The 15037-nt window shown below is 61.9% G+C and carries 11 protein-coding genes; 9 read left to right on the forward strand and 2 right to left on the reverse strand.

Annotated elements, in window-relative coordinates; all coding sequences use genetic code 11:
• Positions 1 to 16: 16 nt before the first annotated feature.
• Both ABDX79_RS01535 and ABDX79_RS01540 read right to left on the reverse strand, forming a co-directional pair.
• A complete protein-coding gene (locus ABDX79_RS01535) occupies positions 17 to 496 on the reverse strand; it encodes a GNAT family N-acetyltransferase (protein WP_346218490.1) in 480 nt (159 codons plus the stop codon).
• A 2-nt stretch (positions 497 to 498) separates the two neighbouring features.
• The gene (locus ABDX79_RS01540) at positions 499 to 1608 is read right to left on the reverse strand and encodes an S-(hydroxymethyl)glutathione dehydrogenase/class III alcohol dehydrogenase (RefSeq protein ID WP_346218491.1); all 1110 of its coding nucleotides are present in this window, start codon (positions 1606 to 1608) and stop codon (positions 499 to 501) included.
• Positions 1609 to 1960: 352 nt separating this feature from the next.
• On the opposite strand from ABDX79_RS01540, the gene ABDX79_RS01545 reads away from it, so the two are divergent.
• From ABDX79_RS01545 to ABDX79_RS01585, 9 genes are all read left to right on the forward strand, one after another.
• Positions 1961 to 2557, forward strand: coding sequence for an ANTAR domain-containing response regulator (locus ABDX79_RS01545; protein ID WP_346218492.1), 597 nt, complete (start codon positions 1961 to 1963; stop codon positions 2555 to 2557).
• Positions 2554 to 3696, forward strand: a complete 1143-nt coding sequence (locus tag ABDX79_RS01550) for a CmpA/NrtA family ABC transporter substrate-binding protein (protein ID WP_346218493.1) — start codon at positions 2554 to 2556, stop codon at positions 3694 to 3696. The genes ABDX79_RS01545 and ABDX79_RS01550 overlap by 4 nt, the downstream gene beginning before the upstream one ends.
• A 355-nt stretch (positions 3697 to 4051) precedes the next feature.
• Entirely contained in the window at positions 4052 to 5437 is a 1386-nt protein-coding gene (locus ABDX79_RS01555) for a CmpA/NrtA family ABC transporter substrate-binding protein (protein ID WP_346218494.1), read from the forward strand.
• A gap of 90 nt (positions 5438 to 5527) precedes the next feature.
• A complete protein-coding gene (locus ABDX79_RS01560) occupies positions 5528 to 6622 on the forward strand; it encodes an ABC transporter permease (RefSeq protein WP_346218495.1) in 1095 nt (364 codons plus the stop codon).
• 23 nt (positions 6623 to 6645) lie between these two features.
• Complete coding sequence (locus ABDX79_RS01565; RefSeq protein ID WP_346218496.1) at positions 6646 to 8409, forward strand: ABC transporter ATP-binding protein; 1764 nt, start codon at positions 6646 to 6648, stop codon at positions 8407 to 8409.
• Positions 8406 to 9344: a GAF domain-containing protein gene (locus ABDX79_RS01570; RefSeq protein WP_346218497.1), complete on the forward strand. Its 939-nt coding sequence runs from the start codon at positions 8406 to 8408 to the stop codon at positions 9342 to 9344. Before ABDX79_RS01565 ends, ABDX79_RS01570 begins: the two co-directional genes overlap by 4 nt.
• A gap of 9 nt (positions 9345 to 9353) precedes the next feature.
• Positions 9354 to 11801, forward strand: coding sequence for a nitrite reductase large subunit NirB (gene nirB, locus ABDX79_RS01575; RefSeq protein WP_346218498.1), 2448 nt, complete (start codon positions 9354 to 9356; stop codon positions 11799 to 11801).
• A 20-nt stretch (positions 11802 to 11821) separates the two neighbouring features.
• Positions 11822 to 12172, forward strand: a complete 351-nt coding sequence (gene nirD, locus ABDX79_RS01580; protein ID WP_463671103.1) for a nitrite reductase small subunit NirD — start codon at positions 11822 to 11824, stop codon at positions 12170 to 12172.
• Positions 12173 to 12260: 88 nt separating this feature from the next.
• Entirely contained in the window at positions 12261 to 14942 is a 2682-nt protein-coding gene (locus ABDX79_RS01585; protein WP_346218500.1) for a nitrate reductase, read from the forward strand.
• Positions 14943 to 15037 lie beyond the last annotated feature (95 nt).

The following is a 15037-nucleotide window of genomic DNA, read 5'->3' on the forward strand; positions in this document are numbered from 1 at the left end:
GTATGCGCCGGGCCGGTCAGGCGCCCGGCGATGCGGCCCGCTTCATGTCGATATGGGGTATCCCGTCTTCCTCGTAAGGCACCGACACCACGATAAACCCGTGTGCGGCATAAAAGGTCTGAAGATGAGACTGGGCCGACACCGTGATGTCTCGGCGCGGAAATCGCTTATCCGCATAGCGCATGGCTTCCGTCATCATCTCATGGCCAAAGCCACGGCCGCGATAGGCATTGGCCGTGGCAATGCGTCCGATGCGGACGGTATCGTCATCGGCGAGAATGCGCAGGCATCCGGCGACATCGTCGCCGATCATCAGGCGCAGATGGATCGCCTGCGGATCCTGGCCGTCGATCTCGTCGAAGGCGCAGTCCTGTTCGACGACGAAGACGAGGCCGCGCAGGCGCAGGAGGTCATGGACCTCCCGCGCCGATAGCTCGTCGAAAGCGCTCCACCGGAACGCGATTTCCGGCTGCCCGCTCTCCGGTTCGAGGGTCACCCTCAGTAGACGACGACGGAGCGGATCGACTTGCCCTCATGCATGAGATCGAAGCCCTTGTTGATCTCTTCGAGGCTCAGCGTGTGGGTGATCATCGGATCGATCTGGATCTTGCCGTCCATGTACCAGTCGACAATCTTCGGCGTATCGGTGCGCCCGCGTGCGCCGCCAAAGGCCGAGCCCTTCCAGACGCGACCGGTGACAAGCTGGAACGGCCGGGTGGAGATTTCCTTGCCGGCTTCCGCAACGCCGATGACCACCGAGACGCCCCAGCCGCGATGGCAGGCTTCCAGCGCCTGACGCATGACCATGGTGTTGCCGGTGCAGTCGAAGGTGTAGTCCGCGCCGCCGCCGGTCAGTTCGACGAGATGGGCGACGATGTCACCCTCAATCTCTTTCGGATTGACGAAATGCGTCATCCCGAACTTCTCGCCCCATTCCTTCTTGTCGTTGTTGAGATCGACGCCGATGATCTTGTCCGCGCCGACGAGCTTGGCACCCTGGATGACGTTGAGGCCGATACCGCCAAGGCCGAAGACGACGACGTTCGAGCCGGGCTCGACCTTCGCCGTGTTGACGACGGCGCCAACGCCGGTGGTGACGCCGCAGCCGCAATAGCAGCTCGTCTTGAACGGCGCGTCGGTGCGGATCTTGGCGACCGCGATCTCCGGCAGGACCGTGAAGTTCGAAAAGGTCGAGCAGCCCATATAATGGTAGATCGGCTGGCCCTTGTAGGAGAACCGCGAGGTGCCGTCCGGCATCACGCCCTTGCCTTGCGTCGCACGAATGGCGGTGCAGAGATTCGTCTTGCCGGAGAGGCACGACTTACACTGGCGGCATTCCGGCGTGTAGAGCGGAATTACGTGGTCGCCCGGCTTCACATAGGTTACGCCTTTTCCGACCTCGCGGACGATGCCCGCGCCCTCGTGGCCGAGCACCGCTGGGAACAAGCCTTCCGAATCAAGCCCGTCCAGCGTGTAGGCGTCCGTGTGGCAAATGCCGGTCGCCATGATCTCGACGAGGACTTCCCCTTCCTTGGGGCCCTCGAGATCAAGTTCAACGATTTCAAGTGGTTTTTTGGCTTCAAATGCGACAGCGGCTCTGGTCTTCATCAATCCGGTATCCTTGCAAGGCGACTTCGGCCCGTTGGTAACCGTTTCGGGCCGTCTTGCAAATCGATTTGATACGCTGCGTGCAAGGTGTGGCCCAGTGACCGATAGTTTCGATCTTAGGTCGGTTCTTAGGAGGATCGACGCCGTTGCCGTAATCAACATCCGGGGGCCTGGACGCAAGCGACCGCAAAATAAAGAAGTTTATGGTGATAAAGGCCCTCTCCTTCGCCGCGCTTAATCGTTTTGCGAGTTTGCAAAAGAGCGTTTTCTGCTGGAAAAATGCCCGCAAATTAGGCGTCGCGATAAAACATATTGCATTGCAAAACGGCGGTCGCGCATCGAAGATGTGAGGATGGACGCCGAGACCTCTATTCTGGTTTTTGATGAAAACAAGGTCCGCGCCGCGATCATCGAGGCGGGACTGCGAGAAGCCGGGCACACAAGGGTTTCGACGGTCACGGAGATCCTCGGGCTGGTCAGGCGAATCGAGACGCTCCAGCCGGACGTGATCGTCGTCGATCTTGAGAATCCGAACCGCGATCAGCTGGAGCACTTCTTTCAGGTGTCTCGCTCCGTAAAGAAACCGATGGCGATGTTCGTCGATCGATCGGACACCAATGCCATTCGCGAGGCCGTGGATGCCGGCGTCTCGGCCTATATCGTCGACGGTCTTAAGAAGGAGCGCGTAAAGCCGATTCTCGATATGGCGATCTCCCGCTTCAACGCGTTTCATCGGCTTAATCGCGAGCTTGAGGAAGCGCGCTCGCAGCTGGCCGATCGCAAGATTATCGATCAGGCGAAGGGGATCCTGATGAAGGCGAAGGGGGTGAGCGAACCGGAAGCGTATCGAATGCTGCAGCGCAGCGCGATGAACGAGAACCGTCGGATCGCCGATGTCGCCCGCTCGCTCATCAGCGCGTCGCGACTCCTGGGGGATGCCGAGTTATGACGAAGATCGACGAGGTCCATGCCGGTTACCTCCCTCTTCTCGACAGTGCGGTTCTCGTGGTTGCCGCCCGATTCGGCTTCGCAGAGCAACACGGCATTGATCTTCAGATCCATCGCGAGCGCTCTTGGGCCGCGATCCGCGACCGGATGAGCGTCGGTCACTTCGACTGCGCCCAGATGCCTGCGCCGATGCCGATCGCCATGAGCCTGTCCCATGGTCCGCTGACGGTCCAGACCTACGCGCCTCTCGTTCTCAATACCGGCGGAAACGCCGTGACACTCGGCAATGATCTTGCCTCTGCGGTCGAGGATGAAGCGCCGGCCGATGCCTCGCCCGCAATCGTTGGAGCCGCACTCCGGTTTGCGATCCACCGGCTCATGGAGCGCGATGGTCGCGCCATGCGCTTTGCCGTCGTCCATCGGTTCTCGTGCCACAATTACGACCTCCGCTACTGGCTCGCGGCCTGCGGTATCCAGCCGGACAAGGATGTGGAGTTCACGGTCGTTCCGCCTTCTCTCCTGCCGGAGGCGCTCGCGAGCGGTCAGATCGACGGCTTTTCGGCGGGTGAGCCCTGGAACACGATCGCGGTCCGTGCGGGCGCTGGTGAGATCGCGACGACCAAGGCGGAGATCGCGCCATTCAGCCCTGAGAAGGTTCTGGGCGTGTCCAAGGCGATGATCAGCGAGCGTCTGGAGGTTCTTCAGCGCCTGATTGCCAGCCTGCTCGAAGCCGCCGCCTGGTGCGACGATTCGAAAAACCATGGGGAACTCAGCCGTCTCCTGGCCGATCCGCGCCATATTGCCGTGGACTCGGCGCATCTGCTTCCTGGGCTTACCGGCGAACTCGAGATTAAGCGCGGTGTCGGCCGCTTCGTCCCGAATTTCCTGAATTTCGGGCGGGCGGAGGGCAGTTGGCCCCATCAAAGCTATGGCGACTGGATTTACCGCCAGATGCTGCGCTGGGGGCATACCACCGAGACGCCCGAGGCGCGCGGGGTCGTCAAGAACGTCTACCGTCCGGATATCTACGCGATCGCGACCAATGGCACTCTCGATGGGAAACGTCACGAGCCGGCGAGCGGTGTGGGCGACCTTTACGGGCTGTTCGATGATGGCCAGTCCGATTTTATCAATTTTTAGGCCTATCCATTGCCCGGAGCCCTCTCTGGCTGCACAATAAAAGGGCAAGACAGGATCGGGATTAGAAAAATCGCAAATTTCGCGAGAATTCTGTTGCGGCGCGGAAAACTCCACTGTAAATAAAGAGGGGTGAGGCGAACAAGCTTCGACTTCACGGCAAGAGACGCACCAGTTGCGGTCTTAGAGGCATCCAATGGCGGGTGTCGTATCGGCAAGGCTGCCGACCTTTCGAATATCTGCGAACCGGAATGGCCCGCGTTCGCGATCGACAGGTCGGGCAGCCTTTTTTCGTTTCAGCACAATCGACACCGGGCGCGCTTCGACGTTGCTCCGGCTAACGGGGAAGTTCTGCCCAATGGCACTGTTCTCAAGGTTTACCCGCCGCACGATTCTGGGCGTTCTCGGCGCTGCGGCGCTGTGCACGGTCTCCACCGGCGCTTTTGCCGAAATGGTGTTTCCGGAAAAGGCCGAGCTCAAATTCGGCTTCATCAAGCTGACCGACATGGCGCCGCTCGCCATTGCGAAGGAAAAGCACTTTTTCGAGGACGAAGGGCTCTACGTCACCCTTGAGCCCCAGGCGAACTGGAAGGTTCTGCTCGACCGGGTAATCACCGGCGAACTCGACGGCGCCCACATGCTGGCCGGTCAGCCGCTTGCCGCGACCATCGGCTACGGCACGGAAGCACACATCGTCACGCCGTTCTCCATGGATCTCAACGGCAACGGTATCACGGTGTCCAATGCCGTGTGGGAGGAGATGAAGAAGAACGTGCCGGTAGACGCCGATGCCAAGCCGGTCCATCCGATTTCGGCCGAGGCTCTGAAGCCGGTCGTCGATCAGTTCAAGGCTGAGGGCAAGCCCTTCAACATGGGCATGGTCTTCCCGGTCTCGACCCACAATTACGAGCTTCGCTACTGGCTGGCAGCCGGCGGCCTCAATCCGGGTTTCTATTCTCCGTCCGATACGTCCGGTCAGATCAAGGCGGATGTCCTCCTGTCGGTGACGCCGCCGCCGCAAATGCCGGCGACCATGGAGGCTGGCACGATTCAGGGCTACTGCGTCGGCGAGCCCTGGAACCAGGCGGCCGTGTTCAAGGGGATCGGCGTTCCGGTCATCACCGATCATGACATCTGGAACGACAACCCGGAAAAGGTCTTCGGGATGACGGCGAAATTCGTCGAGGAAAACCCGCAGACGGCCATCGCAGTGACCAAGGCCCTGATCCGGGCCGGCAAATGGCTCGATGAAAACGGTGGCGCGAACCGCCAGGAAGCCGTCGAGATCCTGTCTCGACCCGAATATGTCGGCGCCGATGCCGAGGTTATCGCCAACTCGATGACCGGCACCTTCGAATACGAGAAGGGCGATGTTCGCCCGGCGCCGGACTTCAACATCTTCTTCGCGAAGAACGCGACCTATCCATTCTATTCCGACGCCGTCTGGTATCTCACCCAGATGCGCCGTTGGGGACAGATCGCGGAAGAAAAGCCCGACATCTGGTACGACGAGACGGCCAAGAGCGTCTACAAACCCGAGATCTACATGGCGGCGGCCCAGTCTCTCATCGAGGACGGCCTGCTCGATGCCTCCGAGATCCCTTCGGACACCGATGGCTACAAGCCCGCGACCGCTGCCTTTATCGATGGCGTCGAATACGACGGCAAGAAGCCGAACGATTACCTCGCCAAGTTCGATGTCGGACTGAAGGGCGAGGAAACGACCGCCAGCCTTTCGAACTGAATTCGACACGGCACCGGGCGCGACACGGCCGAAGGCTGATATCGCCCCCGGAGCCTCTCCCTCCGCGACCTGATGACAGGCTGACAGTCCATGACCATCGCCTCCGACTTTATGGGCCATGAGCCCACCGACGAAGAAAAGCGCGTTCTCAAGCGCGAAAAGCGCATGATGCGCATCACGCGCGCAACCGGCCCGCTGACCGCCTTCGGTCTTGGCTGGTCCGTGCCGTTGATGAAGATCGCGGCGGGCGACGATCCGCGATCGAATATGCGGGCGCTTTGGAAAGGTCTTGTCGTGCCGATTCTCGGCATCCTCGGTTTTATCGCCGTCTGGGCGGCGCTGGCGCCGACGGTCCAGACCTCGCTCGGCACGGTACCGGGCCCCGCTCAGGTGGCTGAGCAGGTCGGTTCCCTCTACGAGGATTGGCAGCGCACCCAGGCCGACAAGGCCGCATTCTACGAACGCCAGCAAGCGCGAAACGAGAAGCTGATCGAGGCCGGTTACGCAGACCGGGTTCAGACCCGGACCTATACCGGAGCGCCGACCTATCCCGAGCAGATCTTCACCTCGCTGAAGACCGTCTTTCTGGGCTTCCTGCTGGCAACCGTCATTGCCGTTCCCGTCGGGATCGCCTGTGGCCTGTCGTCGACCATCAACGGTGCCCTCAATCCGCTGATCCAGATCTTCAAGCCGGTCTCGCCGCTGGCCTGGCTGCCGATCGTGACGATGATCGTCTCCGCGCTTTATGTGAACGCGTCAGACTCCTTGCCGAAGTCGATGGTCGTCTCCGCCATCACGGTCACGCTCTGCTCACTGTGGCCGACGTTGATCAACACCTCCTTGGGCGTTGCCTCTATCGACAAGGACCTCGTCAATGTCGGCAAAGTGCTCCAGCTTTCGACGACTAAGACGATCACCAAGCTTGTCCTCCCATCCGCGATGCCGCTGATCTTCACCGGCCTTCGCCTGTCCCTCGGTGTAGGCTGGATGGTGCTGATCGCCGCCGAGATGCTCGCCCAGAATCCCGGTCTTGGTAAGTTCGTCTGGGACGAGTTCCAGAACGGCTCGTCGAACTCGCTTGCCCGCATCATCGTGGCGGTCATCACGATCGGCATTGTCGGCTTCATCCTCGACAGGATCATGGCCGCGCTTCAGTCCGCCTTCACCTTCTCGGCCACGCGCTGATCGGAATCGGGGAGATGCAACAAATGATCACCGAACCGATCATCGAAATGAAGGCCGTCGCCAAGCATTACGGCGACGGCGAGAACCGGGCCGAAATTCTGAAGGATGTCGATCTGAGTGTCAGGGAAGGGGAGTTCGTCGCCATCGTCGGATTTTCCGGCTCGGGCAAGACGACGCTGATTTCGCTTCTCGCCGGTTTGATCGAGCCGGACGCCGGTAAGGTCCTCATGCGGGGGGCTGAGGTCAAGGGGCCAGGGCCGGAACGCGGTCTCGTGTTCCAGTCCTACTCGCTGATGCCCTGGCTTTCCGTTCGCGGGAACGTCGCACTTGCGGTCGACAGCGTGTTCTCAAAGGAAACGAAAGCCGCACGTTCTGCCCGCGTCGAGAAGTATATCGATATGGTGGGCCTCTCCCATGCGGCCGAGCGCAAGCCCGCCGAACTGTCCGGTGGCATGCGCCAGCGCGTTTCGGTGGCGCGGGCACTCGCCATGAGCCCGGAAATTCTTCTGCTCGACGAGCCGCTTTCGGCTCTCGACGCGCTCACCCGCGCCAAGCTTCAGGATGAATTCGCCGAGATCAGTCAGGTCGAGAAGAAGACGATCATTCTCATCACGAACGATGTCGACGAGGCGATCCTCCTCGCCGACCGCATCATTCCGCTCGATCCGGGACCAAACGCGACGCTCGGTCCCTCCTTCGACGTCACCCTTGAGCGACCCCGCGACCGGGCCGCGATGAATGCGAACGAGGACTTCAAGCGGCTCCGCCGGGACGTCACGAATTATCTCATGGAAAAGGGCGATACGGTGAGCGAAGCGGCCGGCGATGCCGTCGCGCTTCCCAACATCATTCCGGTCGACCTTGCTTCGAAAAAGAAGCGGCCGGCGCCCGATCTGCCCGATGCCTACAAGCGCGCGGCCCATTCGCCCATCGAACAGCGCTATGTCGAATTCTTCGAGGTCCGAAAGGTCTATCCGACACCGAAGGGGCCTCTGACCGTCGTCGACGGCTTCGATCTCCAGATGGCGAAGGGCGAGTTCGTCTCCCTGATCGGCCATTCCGGCTGTGGCAAGTCGACGGTTCTTTCCATGGCCGCCGGCCTCAACGATATCTCTTCGGGCGGTATCGTGCTTGACGGACGGGAAGTGGATTCAGCTGGTCCCGATCGTGCGGTCGTCTTCCAGGCGCCCTCGCTCATGCCCTGGCTCACGGCGCGGGAGAATGTGGCTCTGGGCGTCGATCGGGTTTATCCGAAGGCGAGTCCCGCCGAGCGAAAGGACATCGTCGAGCACTATCTGCACCGGGTGGGTCTTGGCGATGCCATGCACCGCAAGGCGGCCGATCTTTCCAACGGCATGAAGCAGCGCGTCGGCATTGCCCGTGCCTTCGCGCTCTCGCCCAAGCTGCTCCTCCTCGATGAGCCGTTCGGAATGCTGGACTCCCTGACCCGCTGGGAGCTGCAGGACGTGCTGATGGACGTGTGGAAGCGCACCCAGGTGACGACGGTCTGCGTGACCCACGATGTCGACGAAGCGATCCTTCTCGCCGACAGGGTTGTCATGATGACCAACGGTCCGAACGCCAAGATTGGCCGGATCATGAAGGTCGACCTGCCGCGCCCGCGCACCCGCAAGGAACTGCTCGACCACCCCGACTACTACTTCTACCGCGAGCAACTCCTGAGCTTCCTCGAAGAATATGAGAAGGGTGCGCATTCGGGTCCGGGCAAGACCGAACCTGCGGATGAGAAGGACAAGACGGCCAGCGCCAAGAGGGAAGCTGCATGAGTGTCGCCCTCGCAGTTCAGCACGGCAACCGGGCATTCGTCGAGGCAACGGAAATATGGGTTCCGAAAGACGGCGAACTCGTCTGGTCGAGCGGTGACTACGGAGCGCTGTCCGATTTTGCCGCCGTCTCCGAAAAGCAGAGTTTTGCAAAAGGCGTCGGGCTCCCCGGCAAGGCCTGGGCCGAAGCGCGCCCCGTGGTCCTGAAGTCCTTCGACGGTTCCTATTTCAAAAGGGCGGAAGCCGCTCGCGAGGCCGGCCTCACCAGCGCCGTCGCCGTTCCGATTTTCAACGGCAAGGAACTGAAGGCGATCGTCGTTGTCCTTTGCTCCGATGGCGAGGAGCGGATCGGCGCGATCGAGGTCTGGCGCGAGGAGGCGGGACTGCTTGCTCTCGACGATGGGTATTACGGTGCAGCCAAGCATTTCGAATGGGTGTCCCAGCATACGACCTTCCCGCGCGGCCAGGGTCTTCCCGGTGGTGTGTGGGCTGCCAAGACCCCGATCCTCATGCGCGATCTCGGCTCGGGTTATCGCTTCATCCGCGCCGAGAGCGCAGGGATGGCAGGCCTGACGACAGGGCTCGGCATTCCGGTCGCGTCGCCGGAGGGGACAACGTTCATCCTGACGCTTCTGTCGGCTTTGGGCACGCCGATCGCCCAACGCTTCGAGCTCTGGGATGCGCGGGCGGCACGGACCGGGAGCGAGAGCCAGGCTGTTCTCGTCGACGGCGTCTGCCAGCGCGAGGGGGCTCTCTGGAGCCATGAAAACGAGAAACGCGTCAGCGCGTGGGAGGGCGCGATCGGCCAGGTTCTCGGCTCCGGCCTTCCAACCGTCAAGACAGACAATGCCGTTCTGACCGCAGGCTATCGCTCGATGGTCGCCGTTCCGCTTTTTCGGAACGGGACGATCGCCCATGTCGTCGCCTGGTATTACTGAGGAATTCTCATGCAGAAACTGGTTGTCATAGGCGCCGGAATGGCGTCGGGCCGGGTGCTCGAACGCCTTATCGAGGCCGATCCGAACGCATACGATGTCACGCTTTTCAATGCCGAGCCGCGGGGCAACTATAACCGCCTCATGCTTTCGCCGGTGCTGTCCGGGGAAAAGAGCTATGAGGAAATCATCACCCATAGCGACAACTGGTATGCCGACAATGGCGTCACGTGCCGTTTTGGCGAGAAGGTGGTCGCCATCGACCGAGACCGGAAGGTGGTCGTCGGCGAAAAGGGCGAGGTTCCTTACGACAAGCTCGTGATCGGAACGGGCTCGGTGCCCTTCGTCATTCCGGTCGAGGGGCGGGATCTGCCCGGCGTCCTCACCTATCGCGACCTCGACGACACCAACGCCATGATCGAGGCCTGTGGAGCGCCCGGCGCAAGGGCCGTCGTCATCGGTGGCGGGCTACTTGGGCTTGAAGCGGCAGCGGGTCTGCGCCTTCGCGGAATGGAGGTGACGGTTCTTCACCTGCAACCGACCCTGATGGAGCGTCAGCTCGATCCGGCGGCCGGCTATCTTCTGGAGAAGTCCCTCAAGGATCGCGGCATCGAGATACTGACCAAGGCCAACACCAAACTGATCTACGGCGACACCCATGTCGAGGGCGTCGAACTCACCGACGGCACGAAGCTTCCCGCAGACATCGTCGTCATGGCGGTCGGCATCCGGCCATCGACACAGCTTGCGAAGGATGCGGGTCTGGAGGTTAATCGCGGCGTGCTCGTCGGCGACGATATGCGGACCTCCGACCCGGACGTCTTCGCGCTTGGCGAATGCGTCGAGCATCGCGGCACGTGCTACGGCCTCGTCGCTCCGCTCTACGATATGGCCAATGTGCTGGCCTCGCATCTGCTGGCTGAGTGCGACGACGCCTATCTCGGCTCGGTCCTCTCGACCAAGCTGAAGGTGACGGGCATCGATCTCTTTTCCGCCGGGGACTTTGCCGAGGGAGACGACCGCGAGGAGATCGTCCTGCGCGATGCCTCTGCCGGCGTTTACAAGCGCCTCGTTATCAAGGACGAGCGGATCATCGGCGCGGTCCTTTATGGTGAGACCGCGGACGGCTCCTGGTTCTTCGATCTCATGAAGAAGAAGACGCCGGTCGATGACATGCGCGATACGTTGATCTTTGGCCAGGCCTATCAGGGAGGGTCCCCCCTGGACCCTACGGCGGCCGTTGCAGCCTTGCCGGATGATGCGGAAATCTGCGGCTGCAACGGCGTTTGCAAGGGAACGATCACCGGCGCGATCACGACCAAGGGCCTGACCTCGCTCGACGAGGTGCGCGCCCATACGAAGGCCTCGTCCTCCTGCGGCACATGCACCGGGCTGGTCGAGCAGCTGATGGGCCTCACCCTCGGGGATGCATTCGATACGAATGCCGTCAAGCCGATGTGTGGCTGCACGACGCTCAGCCATGACGATGTGCGCCGGCTGATCGTCGCCAAGGAACTGAAGTCCATCCCCGAAGTGATGCAGGAACTCGAATGGTCGAGTTCCAACGGCTGCGCGAAATGCCGTCCGGCGCTCAACTATTATCTGGTCGCCGATTGGCCCGATGAATATGCCGATGACTACCAGTCCCGTTTCATCAACGAGCGCGTCCACGCCAACATCCAGAAGGACGGCACCTATTCGGTCGTCCCGCGCATGTGGGGCGGTATGACATCGGCGAGCGAGCTCCGGGCGATTGCGGATGTCTGCGACAAGTTCGAGATCCCGGCCGTCAAGGTCACCGGCGGCCAGCGTATCGACATGCTGGGCATCAAGAAGGAATATCTTCCGGCCGTCTGGGCCGATCTCGGCAAGGCGGGATTCGTCTCCGGTCAGGCCTATGCCAAGGGCCTGCGCACCGTGAAGACCTGTGTCGGGACCGACTGGTGTCGCTTCGGCACGCAGGACTCGACCGGTCTCGGCATCCGCATCGAGAAGTTCATGTGGGGGTCCTGGACGCCGGCCAAGGTGAAGATGGCCGTATCAGGATGCCCGCGAAACTGCGCGGAAGCGACCTGCAAGGATGTCGGCGTCATCTGCGTTGACTCCGGTTTCGAAATCCACTTCGCGGGCGCCGCCGGCCTCGACATCAAAGGCACCGAAGTCCTCGGCATGGTGAAGAGCGAAGACGACGCGCTCGAACATATCGTGGCACTCGTCCAGATGTATCGCGAGCAGGGCCATTATCTCGAGCGCATCTACAAATGGGCCAAGCGCATCGGTCTCGACGAGATCCGTCGGCAGATCATGGATCACCCGGACATGCGGCGCGCCTATTTCGATCGTTTTGTGTTCTCTCAGAAATTTGCCCAGGTCGATCCGTGGTCCGAGCGCGTCTCGGGCAAGGACAAGCACGAGTTCCAGCCGATGGCGAAGCTCGAATTCGCTCAGGCTGCGGAATAGGGGACAGCATCATGACGCTCATCGACAGTCCGTGGATCACCGTCGGCCGCATCGAGGATATTCCGCGTCTCGGCGCGCGTCGTATCGAGGCGGGGTTTGCGACCATCGGCCTCTTTCGCGATGCCGAGGACGAGGTGTTCGCGATCGAGGACCGTTGTCCGCACAAAGGTGGGCCGCTGAGCCAGGGGATCGTCCATGACGGCTGCGTCACCTGTCCGCTCCACAACATGGTGATTTCGCTGCGCAGCGGCGAGGCGCAGGGGCCGGACGAAGGGGAGGTGCGGACGTTCCGCGTCCGCCTGGTGAACGGCGAGGTTCAGCTGAGCGGCGAAGATCTGGCGCGTGCGGCCAATACGAAGGTCGCGGCCTGACATCGGGAAATTTAGGACACGGGAGCCACGGCACCAATAAGTGCTCCGGTCGTCCTCCGGTTCGCATCACAAGAGGGATGGTGGCACAATGAAGCGCGCCGACGAAGCCGACCGGACCGTCAGGACCACCTGTCCCTATTGCGGTGTCGGATGCGGGGTTCTCGCAACGCCTCGCGCCGATGGCTCCGTCACGATCGCAGGTGATCCAGACCATCCGGCGAATTTCGGCCGGCTCTGCTCCAAGGGATCAGCCCTCGGCGAGACACTGGGGCTGGAAGAGCGTGTCCTTCAACCGATGATGAACGGGCAAGGCACCGATTGGGACACGGTCCTACAGACGGTTGCCGACACGTTTAATCAGGCGATCGAGGAACACGGACCGGACTCGGTTGCCTTCTACCTGTCCGGCCAGCTTTTGACCGAGGACTATTACGTCGCCAACAAGCTGATGAAAGGGTTCATCGGCTCGGGCAATATCGACACCAATTCCCGCCTCTGCATGGCTTCATCCGTTGCCGGCCACAAGCGGGCCTTCGGCAGCGATACTGTGCCCGGCACCTATAGCGATCTCGAACAGGCCGATCTCGTCGTTCTTACCGGCTCCAATCTTGCCTGGTGCCATCCGGTCGTCTTCCAGCGGATCGCGGCTGCCAAGGCCGAGCGGCCGGACATGAAGATCGTCGTCATCGATCCGCGCCGGACGGCAACCTGCGAGATCGCCGATCTGCATCTGCCGATTGCCGCAGACGGAGACGTGGCGCTGTTTTCCGGCCTCCTTTACGCCCTCACGGAAGCGGGCGCAGTCCATTGTGACTATGTCTCGCGTCACACCGAAGGGTTCGTCGATGCGCTGCGGGCCTCGCGCGCCATGCGCGTCCAGACCGTTTCGGAACTGACAGGCTTATCCCGGCACGATATTTTCGCCTTCTACGACCTCTTCATCGCCACCGAGAAGGTCGTCACCGTCTACAGCCAGGGCGTCAACCAGTCGGCGTTCGGCACCGACAAGGTGAACGCAATCATCAACTGCCATCTTGCGACGGGACGGATCGGCCGCCCCGGAATGGGGCCGTTCTCGATCACCGGTCAGCCGAACGCCATGGGTGGACGCGAGGTCGGCGGCCTTTCCAATATGCTTGCGGCCCATATGGCGATCGAGAACGATGAGGACCGCGCGAAGGTCGAAGCGTTCTGGAACGCGCCGAATATCGCGACGAAACCCGGCCTCAAGGCGGTCGAACTTTTCGAAGCCGTCCTCGATGGCCGGATCAAGGCGCTCTGGATCGCCGGGACCAACCCGGTCGTCTCCATGCCCGAGGCCGACCGGGTGAAGGCCGCGCTCGAAGCCTGCCCATTCGTCGTCGTGTCGGACGTTGCTGCCCAGACAGATACAACCGCGTTCGCCGACATCCTGCTTCCTGCCGCCGCCTGGGGCGAAAAGAACGGGACGGTGACCAATTCGGAGCGACGCATCTCGAGGCAGCGCCCATTCCTGTCACCTCCGGGTGAAGCGCGCTTCGACTGGGCGATCTTCGCAGAAGTCGCGCAGCGCATGGGATTTGGGGGTTTCGAATTCGCATCCGCCTCGGCTGTATTCGAAGAGCATGCGCGCCTTTCGGCCCATGAGAATGATGGCTCCCGCGATTTCGATATCGGAGGTCTCGCCGGGCTCTCAGAGGCCGGTTACGACCTGATGAAGCCGGTCCAATGGCCCGCCCTAGCAGGCAACGATCCGGCAGCCTCCGAGACGCGCTTCTTTGCCGAAGGCGGGTTTTTCCACGATGACAGGCGCGCGCGTTTCATCGCCGTTAAGCCAGCGATGAAGACCGAGACCGCGCCCTTCCTGCTCAACACCGGCCGGGTGCGCGATCACTGGCACACCATGACGCGAACCGGGCTTTCGCCGCGTCTCTCGGCCCATATCGCCGAGCCTTTCGTGGAAATTCATCCGGGTGACGCAAAGGACCTTGGGATCGACGCCGCGGATCTCGTCGCAGTTACCTCGTCGCGGGGGAGAGCGATCGTTCGCGCCCTCGTCACCGATCGGCAGAAGCGGGGGAATTGCTTTGTCCCTATGCACTGGACCGGACGCTACGCCCCCTCGGCGCGGATCGGACCGCTGGCCCGCCCGGATGTCGATCCGGTCTCCGGCCAGCCGGCGCTGAAATCGAGCGGTGTCTCCCTGAAGCGGTATCCGGCACTCTGGTATGGTTTTGCGATCTTGAAGGAGCGACCCGACCTTGACGCGATCAGGGGCATGGCCGGCTATGCCGCGGCGGCGCGCACCGAGAACGGCTGGCGGCTTGAACTGGCGGACGATACGGCCCTCGCAGATCCGGACGCGTTCGCGCGTGCGTTGTGTGGCGGCGCCGACGGTGAGATGGCGGCTTATCGTGACCGGCGGACAGGAGCCCAGCGCTTTGCGCTGTTTTCCGAAGGAGCGCTGCTGGGCGCTGTCTACATTTCGCCCAAGCCGGTCTCCGTTTCTCGAAACTGGGCTATAAACCAACTCGGTCTCACCGATCGCATGGGCCGTCGCCGGGCCGAGCTTCTGGCCGGACGTGGCCCTGCCGACCGTCCCGATCCGGGTGCGACCGTCTGTTCCTGTTTTTCGGTCGGGGTCAATCAGATCGCGGCTCTTGTTGCATCCGGCGAGGCAACCAGCGTCGAAGCCGTGGGGGCGGCGCTGAATGCGGGCACCAATTGCGGCTCTTGTCGCAGCGAGATCAAGGCTCTTATCGAAGAGGCAAGGGTCGAGGTTCCGGCCTGACCGGGTACTGCTTCAGGCAGCATACGCGCTTGCCAATCCAGCTTGCCGAATGAGTTCGCGATCGAGGCAGCCGGGCAAAACAGCTTCATTCGCCG

The sequence above is a fragment of the Fulvimarina fulva genome (assembly GCF_039652615.1).
Taxonomy (GTDB): Bacteria; Pseudomonadota; Alphaproteobacteria; order Rhizobiales; family Rhizobiaceae; genus Fulvimarina.